This window comes from Sphingomonas astragali (genome assembly GCF_051400615.1).
GTDB lineage: Bacteria > Pseudomonadota > Alphaproteobacteria > Sphingomonadales > Sphingomonadaceae > Sphingomonas.
Map to the genome: position 1 here is coordinate 760,418 of NZ_JBLFFH010000001.1, position 20,597 is coordinate 781,014.

The window sequence follows — 20,597 nt, forward strand, 5'->3', positions numbered from 1 at the left end:
AGCCCTCGTCAAAGTCTGTCCGAACGGAAAGAAGCGTGCTCCTGCGAAGGCAGGAGCGTTGGACTTCAGGCCATTCGTTTGCTGCCTGGGCTCCTGCTTTCGCAGGAGCACGAGCTGCTTCAATAACGCTCTCCGATCACGCCGCCTGCTTGAGCGAGGCCATGTCGATCACGAAGCGGTACTTGATGTCGCTCTTCAGCATCCGCGCATAGGCGGTCTCGATCTCCTGGATCGGGATGATCTCGATGTCCGCGGTGATGCCGTGATCGCGGCAGAAATCGAGCATCTCCTGCGTCTCGGCGATGCCGCCGATCGGCGATCCGGCGAGCGAGCGGCGCCCCATCAGCAGGTTCCAGATGCTCGGCGAGGGATGCGGATGCTCGGGCGCGCCGACCAAGGTCATCGTGCCGTCGCGGCGCAGCAGCACCATGAACTGGTCGAGGTCATGGCTGGCGGCGACGGTGTTGAGGATGAAGTCGAAGCTGTTGGCGTGCGCCGCCATCGCCTCGGGATCCTTCGAGATCACCACCTCGTGCGCACCGAGCCGCCTCGCATCCTCGACCTTGTCGGCCGAGGTGGTGAAGGCGACGACATGCGCGCCCATCGCCGCGGCGAGCTTGATGCCCATATGGCCGAGGCCGCCGATGCCGACCACGCCGACCTTCTTGCCCGGCCCCGCCTGCCAGTGGCGAAGCGGCGAATAGGTGGTGATGCCGGCGCACAGCAGCGGGGCGACGCCGGCGAGGTCCTTCTCGTCATGGCCGACCTTCACCACGAAGCGGTCCTTGACCACGATATGGTCCGAATAGCCGCCGAAGGTGTGGCCGCCCAGGATCGTGTCGGGGCCGTTGTAGGTGCCGACGAAGCCGGTGGTCTCGCAGAACTGCTCCTCGCTCGCCTGGCACGACGGGCAATGGCCGCAGCTGTCGACCATGCAGCCGACGCCGACGAGGTCGCCGACCTGGAACTTGGCGACCTCGCTGCCGACCGCCGTCACGCGGCCGACGATCTCATGACCGGGGACGCAGGGGTAGAGCGTGCCGTCCCACTCGCCACGTGCGGTGTGGAGGTCGGAATGGCAGACGCCGCAGAAGAGGATGTCGATCGCGACATCGTCGGGACGGAGGTCGCGGCGCTCGAAGCTGAACGGCGCGAGCGGCGTGGTGGCCGACTGGGCGGCATAGGCCTTGGCTTGGCTGGGCATGATGGTCCTCGATGGCTCGGGGCGGAGAAGTCAGGTTCCGGTCGGCATAGGCTCACATGGCGAGCCCGCTCCCGCCGAGAGAGATAGCGCGGACCCGACCCGCGATTAGGCACTGTAATCTGAAAGCGGTTATGAGTATTTTTCAGCAATGAACCGCCAGGACCTGCCGGATTTGTCGGCCTTCGTCGTGGTCGCCCGCGAGCGCAGCTTCACGCGCGCGGCGGCGCGGCTGGGCGTCACGCCCTCCGCGCTCAGCCACGGCATAAGGGGACTCGAGGAGCGGCTGGGCGTCCGGCTGCTCAACCGCACCACGCGCAGCGTCACCCCGACCGAGGCTGGCGAGCGCGTGCTGCGCTCGGTCGCCTTCCACCTCGACGAGATCGAGACCCATGTCGCGGCGCTCAGCGATCTGCGCGAGCGGCCCGCTGGCACGGTGCGGATCACCGCCGACGAACTCTCGCTCCGGACGGTGCTCTGGCCGCGGCTGCGCGGGCTGCTCGCCGACCATCCCGACATCAAGGTCGAGATCGAAGCCGACTATCGCCTGACCGACATCGTCGCCGAGCGGTTCGACGCCGGCGTGCGGCTCGGCGACATCATCGACAAGGACATGATCGCGGTGCCGATCAGCCCGCCGATGCGGATGCTGGCAGTGGCGACGCCCGGCTACTTCGCAAACCGCCCGCGGCCGCGGACGCCGCAGGAGCTGACCGCCCATCGCTGCATCAACATCCGGCTGCCGACCTATGGCGGCCTCTATGCCTGGGAGTTCGAGCGGGGCGGCCGCGCGCTGCGCGTGCGGGTGGACGGGCAGCTCACCTTCAACAGCATCTTCCAGGTCCAGGACGCGGCGCTCGACGGGTTCGGGATCGCCTATCTGATGGAGACCACGGTCCGGCCCCATCTCGACAGCGGGGCGCTGGAGTCGGTGCTCGAGGACTGGTCGCCCCCGTTCTCGGGCTATCACCTCTACTACCCGAGCCGCCGGCAGCCGACGCCGGCCTTCGCGGCGATCGTCGAGGCGCTGCGCTATCGGCCGGGACGGGAGGGGTAGGACCACCCTTCGTCACCCCGGACTTGTTCCGGGGTCCACCGGGCGGCCCGGCGCAGGCTTCTCGGTTCGAGCTGCGACCTCGACACCTGTCTTTGCGGAGACGTGGATGCCGGAACAAGTCCGGCATGACGGTGATTGTGAAAAGGGGCCCGCGTCGCCGCGAGCCCCCCTTCCGTCACAGCGCCATCGCCGGTCCTAGTCGTCGCCGGTGAGGAAGGCCGGCAGGCCGATGTCCTCGCCGCCTTCGTCCTTCGCCTCCGGGCGCTCGCGGCGCGGACCGCGATCACCACGGTCACGGCGCGGTCCACGGTCGCGATCGCCGCCGTCGCGGCGAGGGCCGCGGTCGCCGCGCGGGCCACGATCACCGCGATCACCGCGATCACCGCGCTCCCGCGGCTCACGCGCGGGACGCGTGTCCTCGAGCTCGGCGCCCGTCTCCTGGTCGACGACGCGCATCGACAGGCGGACCTTGCCGCGCGGGTCGATCTCGAGGACCTTGACCTTCACTTCCTGACCCTCGGACAGCACATCCGAGACCTTCTCGACGCGCTCGTTCCTGATCTCCGAGACGTGGACGAGGCCGTCCTTGCCGCCCATGAAGTTCACGAACGCGCCAAAGTCGACGAGGTTGACGACCTTGCCGTTGTAGATTTTGCCGACCTCGGGCTCCTCGACGATGCCCCTGATCCAGTTCATCGCCGCCTCGATCTGCGCGACGTCGGACGAGCTGATCTTGATCACGCCCTCGTCGTCGATGTCGACCTTGGCGCCGGTGGTGGCGACGATCTCGCGGATCACCTTGCCGCCGGTGCCGATGACGTCGCGGATCTTCGACTTGTCGATCTGCATCGTCTCGATGCGCGGCGCGTGCGCCGACAGCTCGGTGCGGGTCTCGCCCAGCGCCTTGGCCATCTCGCCGAGGATGTGCGCGCGACCCTCCTTGGCCTGCGCCAGCGCGACCTTCATGATCTCCTCGGTGATGCCGGCGATCTTGATGTCCATCTGCAGGCTGGTGATGCCCTCGCTGGTGCCCGCCACCTTGAAGTCCATGTCGCCGAGGTGATCCTCGTCGCCGAGGATGTCGCTGAGCACCGCGAAGTCCTTGCCCTCCAGGATCAGGCCCATCGCGATGCCGCTGACCGGGCGCTTGATCGGCACGCCGGCGTCCATCAGCGCGAGGCTGCCGCCGCACACCGTCGCCATCGACGACGAGCCGTTCGACTCGGTGATGTCGCTGGTGATACGGATCGTGTAGGGGAACTCGTCCTTGGTCGGCAGCACCGGGTGCAGCGCGCGCCAGGCGAGCTTGCCGTGACCGACCTCGCGGCGGCCCGGCGCGCCGAAGCGGCCGACCTCGCCCACCGAATAGGGCGGGAAGTTGTAGTGCAGCATGAAATGCTGGTAGCTGAGCCCGTCCAGCCCATCGATCATCTGCTCGGCGTCCTTGGTGCCGAGCGTGGTGGTGGCGATGGTCTGGGTCTCGCCGCGGGTGAACAGCGCCGAGCCGTGCGCGCGCGGCAGGAAATGGACCTCGGCCTCGATCGGACGGATCTGGGTGGTGGTGCGGCCGTCGATGCGGACGCCGTCCTTGAGGATCGCGCCGCGGACGATGTCCGCCTCCAGCTTCTTCACCAGCTTGAGGCTGGCGAGATAGGCCTGGGGATCGCTGTCCTTGAGATCGGCGAGGCCCTCGCGGGCCTTGGTGCGCGCCTCGTTGATCGCGTCCTGGCGCTGGGCCTTGTTGGTGATCTTGTAGGCGGCGGCGAGGTCCTTGCCGATCAGCGCCTTGAGCTTGGCCTTGACCTCGGCGGCGTCGTCCTGGAGCTTGAGCTCCCACGGCTCCTTGGCGGCCTGCTCGGCAAGCTTGATGATCGCCTTGATCACGTCCTGCGACGCCTTGTGCGCGAACATCACCGCGCCCAGCATCACCTCTTCCGACAGCTCCTTGGCTTCGGACTCGACCATCATCACCGCGTCGTGGGTGGCGGCGACGACGAGGTCGAGCAGGCCGGTCTCGACCTGCTCGTCGGTCGGGTTGAGGATATAGCCGCTGCCGTCATAGCCGACGCGCGCGGCGCCGATCGGGCCCATGAAGGGCACGCCGGACAAGGTCATCGCAGCCGAGGCGGCGATCATCGCCAGGATGTCGGGCTCGTTCTCGCCGTCGTAGGAGAGCACTTGCGCGATGCAGTTGATCTCGTTGTAGAAGCCTTCGGGGAACAGCGGGCGGATCGGGCGGTCGATGAGGCGGGAGACCAGCGTCTCCTTCTCGGTGGCGCCGCGCTCGCGCTTGAAGAAGCCGCCCGGGATGCGACCCGCGGCCGAGAACTTCTCCTGGTAATGGACGGTGAGCGGGAAGAAATCCTGCCCCTCCTTGACGCTCTTGGCAGCCGTGACGGCGCAGAGCACGACGGTTTCGCCGAGGGTCGCGATCACCGCGCCGTCGGCCTGGCGGGCAACCTTGCCCGTTTCGAGCGTGAGGGTCTTGCCGCCCCACTCGATGCTTACTGTCTTCTTGTCGAACATTCGTTTTCCTTCACTCCCCGCACCCTATGCGCGGGGGGCCTATGAGCGAGCCGTATCGGCTCATGGGACGCGACCGGATTGTCTGGTCCCTGTCGTGCCCCGGCGGAGGCCGGGGCCCAGCTCCAGCGGCTGGACGGTGCTCCCGCACCGATATTTGCTGGATACCGGCCTGCGCCGGTATGAAAATGGCGCCCTAAGGCGCCATTTTCACTTGCGAAGGCCGAGCTTCGCGATGAGTGCCAGATAGCGCTCGCCGTCCGTCTTGCGGAGGTAATCGAGCAGCGACCGGCGCTTGTTGACGAGCATCAGCAGGCCGCGGCGCGAATGGTTGTCCTTGGCGTGCGTCTTGAAGTGCTCGGTGAGGTTCTGGATCCGCTCGGTGAGGATCGCGACCTGCACCTCGGGCGAACCGGTGTCGCCGCTGACGCGGCCATGTTCCTTGATGAGCGCGTCCTTGCGCTCCTGCGTGATCGACATCGTCGTCCTTTCTCAGTCAGATGTTGAAGCCTCGGACGACGCGGACCTCTCCGCGCTCGACTTCCACCAATGCGACCGGGGTCTCGCCCAGCATCGCGAAGTGGAGGCCATCGTCTCTGGCGATCCCGGCCAGCACACGCCCCTGTCGGAGCGCTCCTGCCTGGTCGGGGTCGAGGGGTAGAGCCGGGATGTCGTCCAGCCCCGCCCTCAGCGGCAGGAGAATCTGTTCAAGGCGGCGCGCATTACCGAGTTCCGCCAATTTGTCCAGCGATATCGCCGATTCGAGGCCGAACGGGCCGGCTTTCGTGCGACGGAGCATCGTCACATGCCCCACAGTGTCGAGCGCCCGCGCGATGTCGCGGGCGAGGCTGCGGATGTAGGTGCCCTTCGAGACATGGGCGGCGAGGGTGATGGACTCCAGCGACAAATCCTCCCCGAGCTTGCTCGGGGAGGGGGACCGTCGCGAAGCGACGGTGGAGGGGCTGGCGGAGTACTGCCCAAGCCCCTCCACCACCGCCTTCGGCGGCGGTCCCCCTCCCCGAGCGAGCTCGGGGAGGATTTGGAGGGAGTGGACCACGACATCCCGGCTCGCCAGCGCCACCTCCTCGCCGGCGCGGGCGAGGTCGTAGGCGCGCCGGCCGGCGACCTTGAGCGCGGAATAGGCGGGCGGCACCTGGGCGACCGGCCCGGTGAAGCGCGGCAGCACCGCCTCGATATCGGCGCGCGTCGGGCGAACGTCGGATGTCGCCACCACCGCGCCCTCGGCATCGAGCGTATCGGTCTCCTCGCCGAAGCGGATGGTGAAGTCATAGGCCTTGTCGCTGTCGAGCATCCGCCCGGCGAGCTTCGTCGCCTCCCCCAATGCCACCGGCAGCACCCCCGAGGCGAGCGGATCGAGCGTGCCGCCGTGGCCGACCTTGATCTTGCCGTAGCCGCCCGCGCGCAGCGCGCGCTTGGCCGCGGATACGGCCTGCGTCGAACCGAGCCCTACGGGCTTGTCGAGGATCAGCCAGCCGTGCATCGCGTTCAGCCGCCGAGCCCGACCAGCGACAGGAAGCCGCGGATGATGGTCTGTGCGATCGGCCCGATCACGCGCGCGACGATGTTCGCCTTGGGCGCGATCATCGGCAACACCAGCAGCAGGAAGATCAGCAGCGGAAAGCCGAAGCGCGCGATCTTTCGCCAGCCGGGCACCAGCGCGCGCGGCAGCGCCCCCTCGACGACATGGCCCCCGTCGAACGGCGGCAGCGGAATGAGGTTGAAAACGGCGAGGAAGACGTTGATCAGCAGGAAATTGATCAGATTGTCGGTGAGGAACCCCGCTACGCCCGCTTCCGGCAGATCGCCCGCCACGGCATAGGTCGCGCCGAGCGCGAGCGTGGTCAGCAGCGCCAGCACCAGGTTGCTGCCGGGGCCCGCGAGCGCGACCAGCACCATGTCGCGGCGCGGGTTGCGCAGGCGCTTGGCGCGGACCGGCACCGGCTTGGCCCAGCCGAAGATCGGCGCGTGCGCGATCGCCAGCAGCAGCGGCAGCGCGACCGTGCCGATCGGATCGACGTGCTTGATCGGATTGAGCGTGAGCCGCCCGAGCTTCGCCGCGGTCTGATCCCCCAGCGCGCGCGCCACCCAGCCGTGCGCGACCTCGTGGCACACGATCGCGAACACCAGCGGGATCAGCCACACCGCAACGGTGTAGACCATGTTCTGTTCAGGCATGAGATGCTTCTAGCGAGCGGAAGCCTGATCGGCCATCACCGCTTGCGGGGCTGGCGCTTGGGCGGCGGCCCGCTCTTCGTCAGGCTCGAGATCCAGCACGCCTGGCCGTCGACATAGATGCGTCCGCTATTGTCGAGCCGATCGCCGGCGAAGCGCGTGTCGACCGCGATCCGCGTCGCGAACGGCAGGGTGGTGCACGGGCCGTTCAAGTCGGCATGATACCACTGCCGGGCGCGGTTCTGGAGATAGATGCCGCGGTCGCCATCGGCTTCGAAGTCGCGGATGTTGCCGAACTGGACGAAGGGAATCGAGTCCTCCTTCGGACGATCCGGCATCGCCTGCTGCGCGGCGGCAGGCACGGCGAAGACGGCGAGCGTCGCCAGGGCGATGAGCGTGCGAGGCATGTCGCGTTCTCTAGCCGATGCCATCTGAACCGGCGCTGAGCGGCAGCGCTTGCAGGCGTCGGCGAATAGCGGCGCGTGTCTGCCGAGCGGAGGCGTGACTCGGCTCTTGAAATTTTATAACACGTGCGCGCAACGCGAATCCACGCGCTCGGCCAGCGCTCGGGATGTGGATCGAACGCTGGAGAGAGCATGACCGACCCCGGCGCCCGCGCCAATCTGCCCCGTCTCAGCCTGCATGTGCCGGAACCGCGGTTCCGGCCCGGCGACGAGGCCGACTTCGCCGACGTGGCGGTGCCGCCCGCCGGCGCCGCCCGCCGCCCCGATACCTCCGAGAAGGCGGACGGCTTCCACGAGCTCGCCTATGGCCTGGTCCGCGTGCTCGACGAATCGGGCCAGGCGGTCGGCCCCTGGGACCCCCGGCTCGATCCCGGCACGCTCCGCCGGATGCTCCGCTACATGGCGCTGGTCCGCGCCTTCGACGAGCGCATGTTCCGCGCCCAGCGCCAGGGCAAGACCAGCTTCTACATGAAGTCGACCGGCGAGGAGGCGGTGGCGGTCGCGGCGACGATGGCGCTCGATCCCGAGGACATGTGCTTCCCGAGCTATCGCCAGCAGGGCATCCTGATCGCGCGCGAATGGTCGCTGGTCGACATGATGAACCAGATCTATTCGAACAGCGCCGACCGCTTGGGCGGCAAGCAGCTGCCGATCATGTATTCGGTGAAGGAGCGCGGCTTCTTCTCGATCTCGGGCAATCTCGCCACCCAATATCCGCAGGCGGTGGGCTGGGCGATGGCGAGCGCCGCCAAGGGCGACAGCCGCATCGCCGCGACCTGGTGCGGCGAGGGCTCGACCGCGGAGGGGGATTTCCACTCCGCCTGCACCTTTGCCAGCGTCTATCGCGCGCCGGTGATCCTCAACGTCGTCAACAACCAATGGGCGATCTCGAGCTTCTCGGGCTTCGCGGGGGCGGAGGAGACCACCTTCGCCGCGCGCGCGATCGGCTACGGCATCGCCGGTCTCCGGGTCGACGGCAACGACGCGCTCGCGGTCTATGCCGCCACCCGCTGGGCGGCCGAGCGGGCGCGCACCAACCAGGGCGCGACGCTGATCGAGCATTTCACCTATCGCGCCGAGGGTCACTCCACCTCGGACGACCCGAGCGCCTATCGCTCCGCCCAGGAATACGGCAAATGGCCGCTCGGCGATCCCGTCGTACGGCTGAAGCGTCACCTGATCGCGCTCGGCGAATGGGACGAGGAGCGCCACGCCGCGCAGGACAAGGAGGTCGCCGAGCAGGTCAGGGCCGCGCAGAAGGAGGCCGAGGCCAACGGCATCCTCGGTCACGGCCTGCACCAGCCGCTCGACACGATGTTCGAGGGCGTGTTCGAGGAGATGCCCTGGCACCTCAAGGAGCAGCAGGCGCAGATGCTGGCGGAAGAGGAAGCGAGCGGACGGCCATGGGCGCGGAAGTGACAATCTCCCTCTCCCACTGGGAGAGGAGCAGCGGGTGGACAGCGCCCCGCGCTGTCCAGGCCATGCCGGGGGCATGGCCGACCCGATGCTGGGCCCGCGCGGCGCAGCCGCGCGGGAAGGGTGAGGGTGACGGACCTTCACTCACCCTCACCCTTCCGCCGCTGCGCGGCTCCCTCCCTCTCCCCAAGGGAGAGGGATCATGAGCGAGACAATGGAAACCGAGACCCCCGCCACCGCCCGCATGAACATGATCCAGGCGATCAACTCCGCCATGGACGTGATGATGGCGCGCGATCCGGACGTGATCGTGATGGGCGAGGACGTCGGCTATTTCGGCGGCGTGTTCCGCGCGACCGCGGGGCTGCAGGCGAAATACGGCAAGACCCGCGTGTTCGACACGCCGATCACCGAGACCGGCATCGTCGGCGTCGCGATCGGCATGGGCGCCTATGGCCTGAGGCCGGTGCCCGAGATCCAGTTCGCCGATTACATCTACCCCGCGCTCGACCAGCTCGTCAGCGAGGCCGCGCGCCTGCGCTACCGCTCGGCCGGCGAGTTCACCGCGCCGATCACCGTGCGCTCGCCCTTCGGCGGCGGCATCTTCGGCGGGCAGACCCACTCGCAGTCGCCCGAGGGCATCTTCACCCATGTCTCGGGCCTCAAGACGGTGATCCCCTCGACCCCCTACGACGCCAAGGGCCTGCTGATCGCCGCGATCGAGGACAACGATCCGGTCATCTTCTTCGAGCCCAAGCGCATCTACAACGGCCCGTTCAACGGCCATTGGGACCGCCCGGCGGAGAACTGGTCGAAGCACCCCGGCGGCGAGGTGCCGACCGGCTACTACCGCATCCCCCTGGGCAAGGCCGAGATCGTCCGCCCCGGCGAGGCTTTGACGATCCTCGCCTACGGCACGATGGTCCATGTCGTGCGCAGCGTCGTCGAGGAGGCCGGCGTCGACGCCGAGATCATCGATCTGCGCACGCTCGTCCCGCTCGACATCGAGGCGATCGAGGCATCGGTCCGCAAGACCGGCCGCTGCATGATCGTCCATGAGGCGACGCGTACCTCCGGCTTCGGCTCCGAGCTGTCGGCGCTGGTGCAGGAACGCTGCTTCTATCACCTGGAGGCGCCGGTCGAGCGCGTCACCGGCTTCGACACGCCTTATCCCCACAGCCTCGAATGGGCCTATTTCCCGGGCCCGGTCCGCATCGGCGAGGCGCTCCGCAAGATCATGAAGGACTGACCAGAATGGCGCGCTTCACCTTCCGCCTCCCCGACATCGGCGAGGGCATCGCCGAGGCCGAGATCGTGGCGTGGCACGTCAGGGTCGGCGACCGCGTCGAGGAGGATCAGCAGGTCGCCGACATGATGACCGACAAGGCGACCGTCGAGATGGAATCGCCGGTCGCCGGCACGGTGGTCGAGCTCGCGGGCGCGGTCGGCGAGCAGGTGCCGATCGGCGCGACGCTGATGGTGATCGAGACCGATGCGGCGGAGGCGGCGGCGCCCGAGGCCGAAAAGGTCGAGGAGCAGATCGAGGCCGAGACGCCGGGAATGGAGGCGGTCGAAAGGTCCTCTCCCCTTCAGGGGAGAGGGTTGGGAGAGGGGGAAGGTGTCTCACCGAGCCCTGCGCCTGAGACTGCCCCTCTCCCCAACCCTCTCCCCGCAAGCGGGGAGAGGGAGAAGCACGTCCTCGCTTCCCCCGCGGTCCGCGCCCGCGCGAAGGACCTCGGCATCGATCTCGCCCAGGTAAAAGCCGATGGCGACCGCATCCGCCACGCCGACCTCGACGCGTACCTGCGCTACGGCAGCGGCCAGGGCTATCACGCCCCGCACGCCAGCCGCGCCCGCGAGGACGAGCCGGTCAAGGTCATCGGCCTCCGCCGCCGCATCGCCGAGAACATGGCGGCGTCGAAGCGCCACATCCCCCACTTCACCTATGTCGAGGAGATCGACGTCACCGCGCTCGAGGAGATGCGTGCCGACCTCAACGCCAACCGCGGCGGCCGGCCCAAGCTGACGATGCTCCCGTTCCTGATCGTCGCGATCTGCCGGACGGTGCCTGCCTTCCCGATGATCAACGCCCGTTACGACGACGAGGCGGGGGTGGTCACGCGTCACGGCCGCGTCCATCTCGGCATGGCGACGCAGACCGACGCCGGGCTGATGGTCCCGGTGATCCGCGACGCGCAGGACAGGAACGTCTGGCAGCTCGCGACCGAGATCGCCCGTCTCGCCGAAGCGACACGCACCGGCAAGGCCAAAAGCGAGGAGCTTTCCGGCTCCACCCTCACCGTCACTTCGCTCGGCCCCTTGGGAGGCGTCGCCACCACGCCGGTGATCAACCGGCCCGAAGTTGCGATCATCGGCCCCAACAGGATCGTCGAGCGTCCGGTCTTCGACGGCGACGACATCATCCGTGCCAAGCTTATGAACCTGTCGATCAGCTGCGATCACCGCGTCGTCGACGGCTGGGATGCGGCGAGCTTCGTTCAGGCATTGAAGAAGCTGCTCGAGACCCCGGTGCTGCTGTTCGCCGACTAGCTCTTTTCCCCGTTCGCCCGAGCTTGCCGAGGGGTGCTGTGCCCTCAAGCAATTCGCATGTGGCATTCGCCCTTCGACACGCTCGGGACGAACGGGATTGATTCCAATTGACTCAAACTCGTTCTAAGCGATCCGGGCCATGCATCTCGATCTGCTCCAGGCGCTGAGCCTCGCCGGCGACCCCGCCACGCCCAACGACGATCGCGCCGGCATCGCGCTCCGCCATGCCTGGGTGATCGACGGCGCCACCGACCTCGGTCCGCCCGGACTGGTCGGCCCGCAGGGCGGCGCGGCATGGCTGGCGAGCGAGGCGCAGGCCGCCTTCACAGTCGCTGCGGATGGGCCGGTCGAGGCGATCTTCGCCGGCGTCGCCGAGCGGCTGGTCGCCGCCTATGCCCGCGACCGCACCCGCGAGCCCGAGGGACGCTGGGAGCTGCCGCTCGCGTCCGGGCTGGCGGTGCGGCTCGGTGACGGCGTGCTCGAATGCGGCTGGCTCGGCGACTGCTCAGGGCTGCTGCGGCGCGGCGAACGGGTGATCCGCCTCGGCCCGGTCGCGGAGGATCGCGGAAAGGAGATCGCCCATGCCGCCCGCCTGGCCCGGCACGGGCTCGGCAGCGTCAAGCAGAACGCGCCGATCCTCGCCGACCTGCGCGCCGGCCGCGGCCGGCCCGGCATCCGCGTGCTCGGCGTGCTGCCCGAGTGGATGGTGCAGGTCGATACCGTGCGCATCCCTTGTGCGCCTGGCGACGACCTGCTGCTGATGACCGACGGCTTCGCGGCGCTCGTCGACGGCTATGCCGCCTATGATGCCGCCGGCCTGATGGCGGCGATCGCCGAGAAGGACCTCGCCGCCCTCGCCGCCGAGCTGCGCGGAATCGAGCAGGCGGACATTGCCTGCGCGCGCTTCCCGCGCTTCAAGGTCTCCGACGACGCCACCGCCCTGTGGCTGCGCATCGGAGGCTGAGCATGGCGCATTATCTGCTGATCTACGAGCTTGCGTCCGACTATCTCGACCGGCGCCCGGCGCATCGCGACCTCCATCTGAAGCTCGCCTGGGCAGCGGCCGATCGCGGCGAGCTCACCCTGGCCGGCGCGCTCGCCGATCCCGCCGACCGCGCGGTGCTGCTGTTCAGCGGCGACGGCCCCGCGGTCGCGGAGGCGTTCGCCCGGGCCGATCCCTATGTCGCGAACGGCCTGGTCCGGCGCTGGGAGGTACGGCCCTGGACCACGGTGGTGGGCGAAGGCGCCGCCACGCCCGTCCGCGCCGATGCCTGACCGCCGGCGGTGACCCTCCTCCTCTCCCTCCTGCTCGGCGCGCTCGCCGCGACCGGGTTCGCGCCGCTCGACTGGTGGCCGGTGACGCTCGCCGCCTTCGCCTGGTGGATGAAGCTCGTCCACGACGCGCCGAACCTCCGGCGCGTGCTGCTGATCGGCTGGCTGTTCGGCGTCGGCCATTTCACGGTGAACAACAACTGGATCCAACACGCCTTCGACTTCCAGGACAAGATGCCGCCGGTGCTCGGCTATGTCGCGGTGGTCCTGCTCGCGCTCTATCTCGCCGTCTATCCGATGCTCGCCGCCGGCCTCGCGTGGCGCCTGGCGAGTCCCCGCGCGGCGGGCGACGGGACGACGCGGCCAGGCGCGGCCTTCGTCCTCATGTTCGCCGCCGCCTGGATCGTCGCCGAGTGGCTGCGCGCGACGATGTTCACCGGCTATGCCTGGGACCCGCTCGGCGTCGCCTGGCTGCCGCTGGCCGGCGTCGCACGGCTCGCCGCCTGGGTCGGCACCTATGTCCTGTCCGGCGTCGCCATCCTTGCCGCCGGAGCGTTGTTGCTGCTCGCGAGGAAGCGCTGGCGTTTCGCTGCGGCGGTGCTCGGGCCGCTCGCGCTTGCGGCGGTCCTGCTCGCCGTGCCCTATGCGCCGCCCGCCGATCCAACCCGCAAGGTCCGCATCGTCCAGCCCAACATCGGCCAGGACGAGGTCGCGGCGCCCGACTATGCCCAGCGCATCCTGCGCACGATGGTCGCGCTGTCCGGCCGCCCCGGCCCCGTCCCGCGGCTGGTGGTGTGGCCGGAGGGATCGGTCGATCCCTATCTCGAGGACGGCTATCCACACTGGTGGTACCATCGCGGACCCGCGCCTGCGACGCGCGGCACGATCGCTCGCGCACTGGGTCCGCACGACCGCGCCCTGGTCGGCGGCACCGCGCTCATGTTCGACCGGCCGGGCGAGCAGGGCGAGCTGACCGGCGCCGGCAATTCGATCTTCGTCGTCGGCCCCGACGCGCGGCTCGGCGAGCGCTACGACAAGGCGCATCTCGTCCCATACGGCGAATATCTGCCGATGCGCCCGCTGCTCGAGCCGATCGGCCTGTCGCGTCTCGTCGCGGGCGAGATCGACTTCCTGCCCGGACCCGGCCCGCGCACGCTCGACGTGCCCGGCTTCGGTCCGGTGGGGATGCAGATCTGCTACGAGATCATCTTCTCGGGGCAGGTGGTCGACCGCGCGCATCGGCCGGCGCTGATCTTCAATCCCTCCAACGACGGCTGGTTCGGCAACTGGGGCCCGCCGCAGCATCTCGCCCAGGCGCGGATGCGCGCGATCGAGGAGGGGCTGCCGATCGTCCGCGCGACGCCCAACGGCATCTCGGCGGCGATCGCCGCCGACGGCCGGCTGCTCGGCGCGATTCCCCGTCACACGATGGGCGCGATCGAGCTGCCGATGCCGCGCCCGCTGCCGCCGACCTTGTTCTCGCGCCTCGGCAACTGGAGCGCCGCGATCGCCGTGATGATGCTGCTCGCGCTTGCAGCCGCGCTCCGCCGACGCTAGGCCGCGACCGCATATAGACACATAAGCATTTCTTTATATCGCGCGCCCGCGCCCCGGATTAAGGCTGCAACCCATGCGTACGAACTATCTCTTCACCTCCGAATCGGTCTCCGAAGGCCATCCCGACAAGGTCGCCGACCAGATCTCCGACGCGGTCGTCGATCTGTTCCTCTCGCGCGATCCCGTGGCGCGGGTCGCCTGCGAGACGATGGTGACGACGCAGCGCATCGTCCTGGCCGGCGAGGTCCGCTGCAACCAAGAGACCTTCCCCACGCTCGACGAGATCGAGAAGGCCGCGCGTGAGACGGTGAAGCGCATCGGCTACGAGCAGCACGGCTTCCACTGGCAGACCGCCGACTTCGCCTGCCATCTCCACGGCCAGAGCGCGCACATCGCCCAGGGTGTCGACGAGAGCGGCAACAAGGACGAGGGCGCCGGCGACCAGGGCATCATGTTCGGCTTCGCCTGCGACGAGACGCCGGACCTCATGCCGGCGACGCTCTATTATTCGCACCGCATCCTCGAGAAGCTGGCGCAGGACCGCCATGCCAAGGTCGTCGACTTCCTCGAGCCCGACGCCAAGAGCCAGGTGACGCTGAAGTTCGAAGACGGCGTTCCCACCGGCGCCACGGCGCTGGTCGTCTCGACCCAGCACAGCAAGGCGCTGTCGAACGACGCCGGCCAGCGCCAGCTGCGCGACTATGTGATGACCGTGTTCGAGGAGGTGCTGCCCAAGGGCTGGATGCCGGCCGACCAGAGCCAGATCTACGTCAATCCGACCGGCATGTTCGAGATCGGCGGCCCGGACGGCGACGCCGGCCTCACCGGCCGCAAGATCATCGTCGACACCTATGGCGGCGCGGCCCCGCACGGCGGCGGCGCCTTCTCGGGCAAGGACCCGACCAAGGTCGACCGCTCGGCGGCGTACATCAGCCGCTACCTGGCCAAGAACATCGTCGCCGCCGGTCTCGCCAAGCGCTGCACGATCCAGCTCTCCTACGCGATCGGCATCGCCGAGCCGCTGTCGCTCTACGTCGACACCCACGGCACCGGCAAGGTCGAGGAGGCGAAGATCGAGGCGGCGCTGCCCAAGCTCGTGCGCCTGACGCCCAAGGGCATCCGTACCCACCTGGGCATGAACAAGCCGATCTATCAGCCGACCGCCGCCTACGGACACTTCGGCCGCAAGGCGGACGGCGACCTGTTCACCTGGGAGCGCACCGACCTGGTCGACGCGCTCAAGGCGGAGCTCGGCTGAGGCGCCTCAGGTCCCGGCGCGGCCGGACCGGTCGAGGGCGCGCTCGGCGGCGCGCAGCGCGAGCTTCGCACCGGTGTCGGCGAGCCAGCCGATCGCGATGCCGGCGATCACGTCGCTGAGATAATGTTTGCCCGCCGGCAGCTGCGTCGCGGCGACTCCGCCCGCAGCGGCGGCCAGCGGCGCCGCCTGCGGCTGCTCGCCCGCCACCGCCTTGGCGACGGCGACCGCGCCGGCGGTGTGGCCGGACGGAAAGGAGCTCAGCTCGTGCGCGTCGCTGTGGCCGGGCTTGAACCTGCTCTTGCCGGTCCTCGCGGCCTGCTCCGGCCGCGTGCGATCGACGCTGCGCTTGAGCGCGTACTTGAGGCCGGTGGCGATGCCGTGGGCGAGGAACATGCGCGCTCCGGTACGCACCAGCCCCGGCCGGCGCAGCAGCAGCCCGGCGGCGAGCGTCACCCCCGAAGCGATGAACAACGGCGGCTGGTCGGCCGCCTGGCTCACGGCATGTGCCGCGCGGACGACCGGATGACGCCGCGCCTTGGCCGCATGTCTGCCGAGCCGGCGATCGGCGTTGTGGAGGTGCTTGACGGCGTGTTTCGCCTGCTTGGCCGACTTGCTCATGCGGTGCCGAACGGTCGAGGGGCCGATGCGCTCCGTCCACCGCTTGCTTCGGCGCTTGTTCTGGCGCTTTGCTCCGGGCTTCCGGCACGCGCGCCGAGGCTCTACCACGGCGGTGATGAAGACGCTCGCCGATCCGAACCGGGCACTGGCTGAGGGCCTCGCCAGGCTCCGCCACGAGTTCCAGGTTCCCGCCGACTTCCCGCCCGAGGTCATCGCCGCCGCCAACGCCGCCGCCGCGCGCACGCCCGCCGATCATGTCGACCGCACCGGCGCGCGCTTCGTCACGCTCGATCCTGCGACCTCGACCGACCTCGACCAGGCCTTCGCGATCGAGCGCAGCGGCGCCGACCTGCTGCTCCACTACGCCATCGCCGACGTCGCCTGGTTCGTCGACGACGATGGCGCGATCGACGCCGAGGCGTGGCGGCGCGGCGAGACGCTCTACCTTCCCGACGGCAAGGCGCCGCTCTATCCCAAGGTGCTGAGCCAAGGCGCGGCCAGCCTGCTTCCCGACGGCCCCCGTCCGGCGGTGGTATTCACCGTCCGGGTGCCGCCTGACGGCATCGCGCACCTCGACGGCGCCGAGCGCGGGCTGATCCGCTCCGCCGCCAAGCTCGCCTACGATACCGTCCGTGAGGAGGATCTGCCGGACGGCTTCGCCGAGCTCGCCCGACGCATCCAGACCGCCGAGGATCACCGCGGCGCCGCCCGTGTCGATCCGCCCGAGCAGGAGGTGATCGCGCTCGGCGACGGACGCTACCGGCTCGCCTTCCGCCCGCGGCTGGCGACGGAGGACCACAACGCCGCACTGTCGCTGGCGGCCAATCTCGCGATCGCCGCCGCACTGCAGGCGCATCGCACCGGCCTGTTCCGGGTGATGGCAGGCGCGAGCGAGCAGGCAGTCGCCCGGCTGCGACACACCGCGCGGGCATTCGGCCTCGATTGGCCGGGCGAGGTCACGCTCAAGCAGTTCGAGCGCACGCTCGACGCCGCCGACCCGCGCCATGCCGCCTTCATGCTCGCGATCCGCCGCGCCGGGAACGGCGCCTCCTACGCCCCGTATCGCGACGGCGTGGTGCCGTGGCACGCGGCGATGGCCGCCACCTATGCCCAGGCGACCGCGCCGCTCCGCCGGCTCGCGGATCGCTATGTCGTGCAGGCGACGCTCGCCGTCGCCAATGGCCGACCGGTGCCCGACGCGGTCGCGGCGGCGTTCGAGCGGCTGCCCAAGGTGATGGCCCGCGCCGGCGCACTGAGCGGACGGATCGACAATGCGGTGATCGACCTCGCCGAGGCGATCATGCTGCGCGACCGGGTCGGCGAGATGTTCGCGGCGGTGGTCACCGACATCGACGAACGCGGCGCCCGCATCCAGCTCGCCGAGCTGCCGATCGTGGCGCGTGTCTCGGCGCATCGCGTGCGTCCCGGCGATGCCGTGCGCGTGCGGCTGGAGGCGGCCGATCCCGACCGCCGCAGCCTCGCGTTCGAGCGGGTGGGGTGACATAGGCCCTCGCTGCCCCTAAGCGCGCCCACCATGATCGATCCCGCCACCCATCGTCAGCTCTACGGCCGCCGTTCGGGCCACAAGCTTCGCGCGGGACAGGCGGCGCTGATCGAGGAACTGCTGCCCCGTGTCGCGATTCCCGGCGTCGGTTCGCTCGGCGCCGACATCCTATTCGGCGATGACCGCCCGCTGGAGCTCGAGATCGGCTTCGGCGCCGGCGAGCATCTCGCGGCCCAGGCGGCGGCGCGGCCCGGCACCGGCTTCATCGGCTGCGAACCGTTCCTCAACGGCGTGGTCGGCGCGCTCGGTCACATCCGCGACGGCGGGTTGGAGAACGTCCGCCTGCACATGGGCGACGCGATCGAGGTGATCGATCGCCTGCCCGACGCCAGCCTGGAGCGCGTCTATCTGCTTCATCCCGATCCTTGGCCCAAGGCACGCCACGCCAAGCGGCGCATGGTCAACGACGGGCCGCTCGACCTGATCGCCGCCAAACTCAGGCCCGGCGGCGAGTTCCGCCTCGGCACCGACGATCCCACCTATTGCCGCTGGTCGATGATGGTGATGGGCCGTCGCCGCGACTTCGCCTGGCAGGCGCGCCATCCGCGCGATTTCCTCACCCGCCCCGCCGACTGGCCCGAGACCCGATACGAACGCAAGGCACGTCGCCAGGGTCACGAAGTCTGGTATTTCCGCTACCTGCGCGCCTGACATAACGGGAGCGATTCGTTAACCATCAGCGGCTATCCTCACGTCCCGGTCGCATGAGACCGGACGATCAGGAGGCCTTCTATGCTCGACAAGGAAGCCAAGACCGAGCGCCGCAACGGCGACCGTCGCGTTACCGACGATCCGGTCTATCCAGGTCCCGAGCGCCGCGTCGCGGAACGCCGCGCCCAGCCGCCGCGCGAGGATTGAGCCCATATCGTCATCCCGGCGAAAGCCGGGATGACGCTTCAATTCGAGGCGATCTCACCTAGCCCCGATTGCCGCTCCGCCGCCACGCAACGGCCAGCGCCTTCGCGACCAGCGCGGGGAGGCCCGGCCGCACCAGCAGCCAGTCGCGGATCGCAGGTCCCTGTTCGGCGCCGATGGTGCGCTTGTAGCCGCTGTCGCCTGCGCCCCAATCGACGGTGCGGATGCCGTCCTCGATTCCGCGCACGAGGTTGCGGTAGTAGAGCAGCTTGCCGGGCGAATGCTTGGCATAAGCTGGGTCGTAGCTGTTCGCGATCGCATATTTGAGGCCGCCCGCGTTGAGGTCGAACGAGAAGGCGGCCGGCTTGCCGGCGACGTCGAGCACCGCCGCCCACATCATTCCCGCGATCACCGGATCGGCAGCGGCGGCGCGCCAGAACTGGCCGTGCCCGCTTTCGGTGAATTTGGCGTCGCGGCCGTCGGTGCTCATCGCGACCCAGCTCGCCTGCTCGATCCCGGCGAGATCATCGAATACCTGCGCCGTCCATTCCGCTGCGTTCACGAAGCGCCAGTCGAGCACTCCGTGATCGGCAAGGTGCTTCTCGTGGAAGCGGTTCTTCTTCAGCGTCGAGGTACGCGGCCATGGACCCTTCGCCTGCTCGGCGGCGATGTCGAGCAGGTAGCTGTCGGCGACGAAGCGATCGATCACCGCCCAGCCGCGCGCCCGTGCGGCGACGATCAGCGGTTCGGCACTCACGTCGCCGTCGTAGACGGGTCCGATCCGCAGCGCCGTCACTGACTTGGCCAGTCTCGCCAACGCAGCGTCGAACGTTCCCATGGTCACGTCCGCGCGGGTGGGAAAGCTGCGGAACGGCCAATAGCATCCCGGCACCGCCGCCATGGCCAGCCACTTCGGCCCGAGCCGGACCAGGGGCAGCGCCAGCACCGGCGCTCCCTCGCGCTCGACGATCAACGTGCGTGCCTCGCCGCCATAGGTCTGCAGCGCCGCGGCATACCAGCCGTAGCGCAGGAAGCGGTGGCTCGGTCGCGCGCGTTCGGCGACCATGTCGATCGCGCCGGCAAGCCCGTCGCCGAGCTGCGCGCTGTGCACCGGCGGCAGGCGCGCGAAATCGGCAAGCGGCATCGGCTTGTTCATGAGAAGGCGCTGTAACGCAGAGGCGTTACCAACGGGTTCCCAGCCTCATCGCCGCTCCGCCGCCCAGCGCCGCGCTTCGTCCAGCCTGTCGAGCGGGAAGGTGCGGATCTCCGACGGCATCAGCGCGCCCAATGCCCGCGCCACCGGTCCGATCCAGCCCGAATCGGTCACCACCGCCGCCCGGGCGAAGCGGTGGATATGGCCGAGGCTCCATTTCACGTCCTGCCACCACAATGCCGGATCGATCCCCTCGAAGTTCCGGATCACTTCGACGACATTCAGCTGCTTGTGCGTCTCCAGCAGCCGTTCGAGCTCGGCCACCACCCGCGCGAACTCCGCGCGATCGATCCGTCCGTCGACGGTCAGCTCGACCAGCCCCGTCGCCTCATCGGTGGTCATCGTCAGCATGATTGCCTCCTTCGTCCCTTCGCCATAACGTCGCCCGCATGGGTTTCTCTCCCGGGCTCTCCACCGTCGCCGAGACGATCCAGGCCGCGATCGCGCCGGTGTTCCTGCTCGCCGGCCTGGGATCGATCCTGAACGTGCTCGCCGGGCGCATGTCGCGCGTGGTCGACCGCGTCCGCGCGCTGGAGGCGCTGCACCCGCGCTCGTCGGGGCCGGAGCACGACCGTCACGTCTGGGAGCTGCGCATCCTCGATCGACGTATCCTCGTCATCAACTGGGCGCTGTCGTTCTGCGTCGCCAGCTCGGTCGCGATCTGCGCGGTGGTGGCGCTGATGTTCATCGCGCGGCTGGTCAACCTCCATATCGGCAGCACGGTCGCGGTGATGTTCATCATCGCGATGGCGGCGCTGATGGTCGGGCTGCTCCTGTTCCTGATCGAGGTGCGCATGTCGCTGCGCGCCGTCCATGTCCGTTCGGAGCTGCTGGAGCGGGAGCGGAGCTAGGAGGG

Annotated in this window: 21 protein-coding genes; 12 read left to right on the forward strand and 9 right to left on the reverse strand. The window is 69.1% G+C overall.

Going from position 1 to position 20,597, the window contains the following annotated elements; genetic code table 11:
* Positions 1-136: 136 nt before the first annotated feature.
* Positions 137-1,204, reverse strand: coding sequence for an NAD(P)-dependent alcohol dehydrogenase (locus ACMGER_RS03855; RefSeq protein ID WP_436810790.1), 1,068 nt, complete (start codon positions 1,202-1,204; stop codon positions 137-139).
* 148 nt (positions 1,205-1,352) lie between these two features.
* On the opposite strand from ACMGER_RS03855, the gene ACMGER_RS03860 reads away from it, so the two are divergent.
* The gene (locus ACMGER_RS03860; protein ID WP_436810791.1) at positions 1,353-2,258 is read left to right on the forward strand and encodes a LysR family transcriptional regulator; all 906 of its coding nucleotides are present in this window, start codon (positions 1,353-1,355) and stop codon (positions 2,256-2,258) included.
* 195 nt (positions 2,259-2,453) lie between these two features.
* Here the strand turns inward: ACMGER_RS03860 and pnp are convergent, their stop codons facing one another.
* The 5 genes from pnp to ACMGER_RS03885 all read right to left on the reverse strand — a co-directional run bounded on the left by pnp (position 2,454) and on the right by ACMGER_RS03885 (position 7,381).
* Positions 2,454-4,784 carry a polyribonucleotide nucleotidyltransferase gene (pnp, locus tag ACMGER_RS03865; RefSeq protein ID WP_436810792.1) on the reverse strand — a complete coding sequence of 777 codons (2,331 nt, stop codon included), beginning with the start codon at positions 4,782-4,784 and terminating at the stop codon, positions 2,454-2,456.
* A gap of 207 nt (positions 4,785-4,991) precedes the next feature.
* Positions 4,992-5,261 (reverse strand): 30S ribosomal protein S15, encoded by a 270-nt coding sequence (rpsO, locus tag ACMGER_RS03870; RefSeq protein ID WP_436810793.1) that lies wholly within the window; start codon positions 5,259-5,261, stop codon positions 4,992-4,994.
* A 16-nt stretch (positions 5,262-5,277) separates the two neighbouring features.
* Complete coding sequence (truB, locus tag ACMGER_RS03875) at positions 5,278-6,282, reverse strand: tRNA pseudouridine(55) synthase TruB (RefSeq protein ID WP_436810794.1); 1,005 nt, start codon at positions 6,280-6,282, stop codon at positions 5,278-5,280.
* A gap of 5 nt (positions 6,283-6,287) precedes the next feature.
* Entirely contained in the window at positions 6,288-6,977 is a 690-nt protein-coding gene (locus ACMGER_RS03880) for a site-2 protease family protein (RefSeq protein ID WP_436810795.1), read from the reverse strand.
* Between the two features lie 35 nt (positions 6,978-7,012).
* Positions 7,013-7,381: a DUF6491 family protein gene (locus ACMGER_RS03885; protein ID WP_436810796.1), complete on the reverse strand. Its 369-nt coding sequence runs from the start codon at positions 7,379-7,381 to the stop codon at positions 7,013-7,015.
* A 189-nt stretch (positions 7,382-7,570) separates the two neighbouring features.
* Between ACMGER_RS03885 and ACMGER_RS03890 the strand changes: the two genes are divergently transcribed.
* The 7 genes from ACMGER_RS03890 to metK all read left to right on the forward strand — a co-directional run bounded on the left by ACMGER_RS03890 (position 7,571) and on the right by metK (position 15,491).
* Positions 7,571-8,857, forward strand: a complete 1,287-nt coding sequence (locus tag ACMGER_RS03890; RefSeq protein WP_436810797.1) for a 3-methyl-2-oxobutanoate dehydrogenase (2-methylpropanoyl-transferring) subunit alpha — start codon at positions 7,571-7,573, stop codon at positions 8,855-8,857.
* Positions 8,858-9,098: 241 nt separating this feature from the next.
* Entirely contained in the window at positions 9,099-10,103 is a 1,005-nt protein-coding gene (locus ACMGER_RS03895; RefSeq protein WP_436811666.1) for an alpha-ketoacid dehydrogenase subunit beta, read from the forward strand.
* A 5-nt stretch (positions 10,104-10,108) separates the two neighbouring features.
* Entirely contained in the window at positions 10,109-11,404 is a 1,296-nt protein-coding gene (locus ACMGER_RS03900) for a dihydrolipoamide acetyltransferase family protein (protein ID WP_436810798.1), read from the forward strand.
* A 139-nt stretch (positions 11,405-11,543) separates the two neighbouring features.
* Positions 11,544-12,368: a SpoIIE family protein phosphatase gene (locus tag ACMGER_RS03905; protein ID WP_436810799.1), complete on the forward strand. Its 825-nt coding sequence runs from the start codon at positions 11,544-11,546 to the stop codon at positions 12,366-12,368.
* Between the two features lie 2 nt (positions 12,369-12,370).
* Positions 12,371-12,679, forward strand: coding sequence for a YciI-like protein (locus ACMGER_RS03910; RefSeq protein ID WP_436810800.1), 309 nt, complete (start codon positions 12,371-12,373; stop codon positions 12,677-12,679).
* A 9-nt stretch (positions 12,680-12,688) separates the two neighbouring features.
* Positions 12,689-14,233, forward strand: a complete 1,545-nt coding sequence (gene lnt, locus ACMGER_RS03915; RefSeq protein ID WP_436810801.1) for an apolipoprotein N-acyltransferase — start codon at positions 12,689-12,691, stop codon at positions 14,231-14,233.
* A 73-nt stretch (positions 14,234-14,306) separates the two neighbouring features.
* A complete protein-coding gene (metK, locus tag ACMGER_RS03920; RefSeq protein WP_436810802.1) occupies positions 14,307-15,491 on the forward strand; it encodes a methionine adenosyltransferase in 1,185 nt (394 codons plus the stop codon).
* 6 nt (positions 15,492-15,497) lie between these two features.
* Here metK and ACMGER_RS03925 read toward each other — a convergent pair whose 3' ends face one another.
* Positions 15,498-16,109: a phosphatase PAP2 family protein gene (locus ACMGER_RS03925; protein WP_436810803.1), complete on the reverse strand. Its 612-nt coding sequence runs from the start codon at positions 16,107-16,109 to the stop codon at positions 15,498-15,500.
* A 115-nt stretch (positions 16,110-16,224) separates the two neighbouring features.
* On the opposite strand from ACMGER_RS03925, the gene ACMGER_RS03930 reads away from it, so the two are divergent.
* From ACMGER_RS03930 to ACMGER_RS03940, 3 genes are all read left to right on the forward strand, one after another.
* Positions 16,225-17,610 carry an RNB domain-containing ribonuclease gene (locus ACMGER_RS03930; protein ID WP_436810804.1) on the forward strand — a complete coding sequence of 462 codons (1,386 nt, stop codon included), beginning with the start codon at positions 16,225-16,227 and terminating at the stop codon, positions 17,608-17,610.
* Positions 17,611-17,643: 33 nt separating this feature from the next.
* Entirely contained in the window at positions 17,644-18,324 is a 681-nt protein-coding gene (gene trmB / locus ACMGER_RS03935; RefSeq protein WP_436810805.1) for a tRNA (guanine(46)-N(7))-methyltransferase TrmB, read from the forward strand.
* 81 nt (positions 18,325-18,405) lie between these two features.
* Positions 18,406-18,531 (forward strand): hypothetical protein, encoded by a 126-nt coding sequence (locus tag ACMGER_RS03940; protein WP_436810806.1) that lies wholly within the window; start codon positions 18,406-18,408, stop codon positions 18,529-18,531.
* A 58-nt stretch (positions 18,532-18,589) separates the two neighbouring features.
* On the opposite strand, the gene ACMGER_RS03945 is transcribed toward ACMGER_RS03940, so the two are convergent.
* Positions 18,590-19,684 carry a GNAT family N-acetyltransferase gene (locus tag ACMGER_RS03945; protein ID WP_436810807.1) on the reverse strand — a complete coding sequence of 365 codons (1,095 nt, stop codon included), beginning with the start codon at positions 19,682-19,684 and terminating at the stop codon, positions 18,590-18,592.
* A gap of 45 nt (positions 19,685-19,729) precedes the next feature.
* Entirely contained in the window at positions 19,730-20,092 is a 363-nt protein-coding gene (locus tag ACMGER_RS03950; protein ID WP_436810808.1) for a SpoIIAA family protein, read from the reverse strand.
* A gap of 38 nt (positions 20,093-20,130) precedes the next feature.
* On the opposite strand from ACMGER_RS03950, the gene ACMGER_RS03955 reads away from it, so the two are divergent.
* On the forward strand, positions 20,131-20,592 hold the full coding sequence (locus ACMGER_RS03955; RefSeq protein WP_436810809.1) for a DUF2721 domain-containing protein: 462 nt from the start codon (positions 20,131-20,133) through the stop codon (positions 20,590-20,592).
* Positions 20,593-20,597 lie beyond the last annotated feature (5 nt).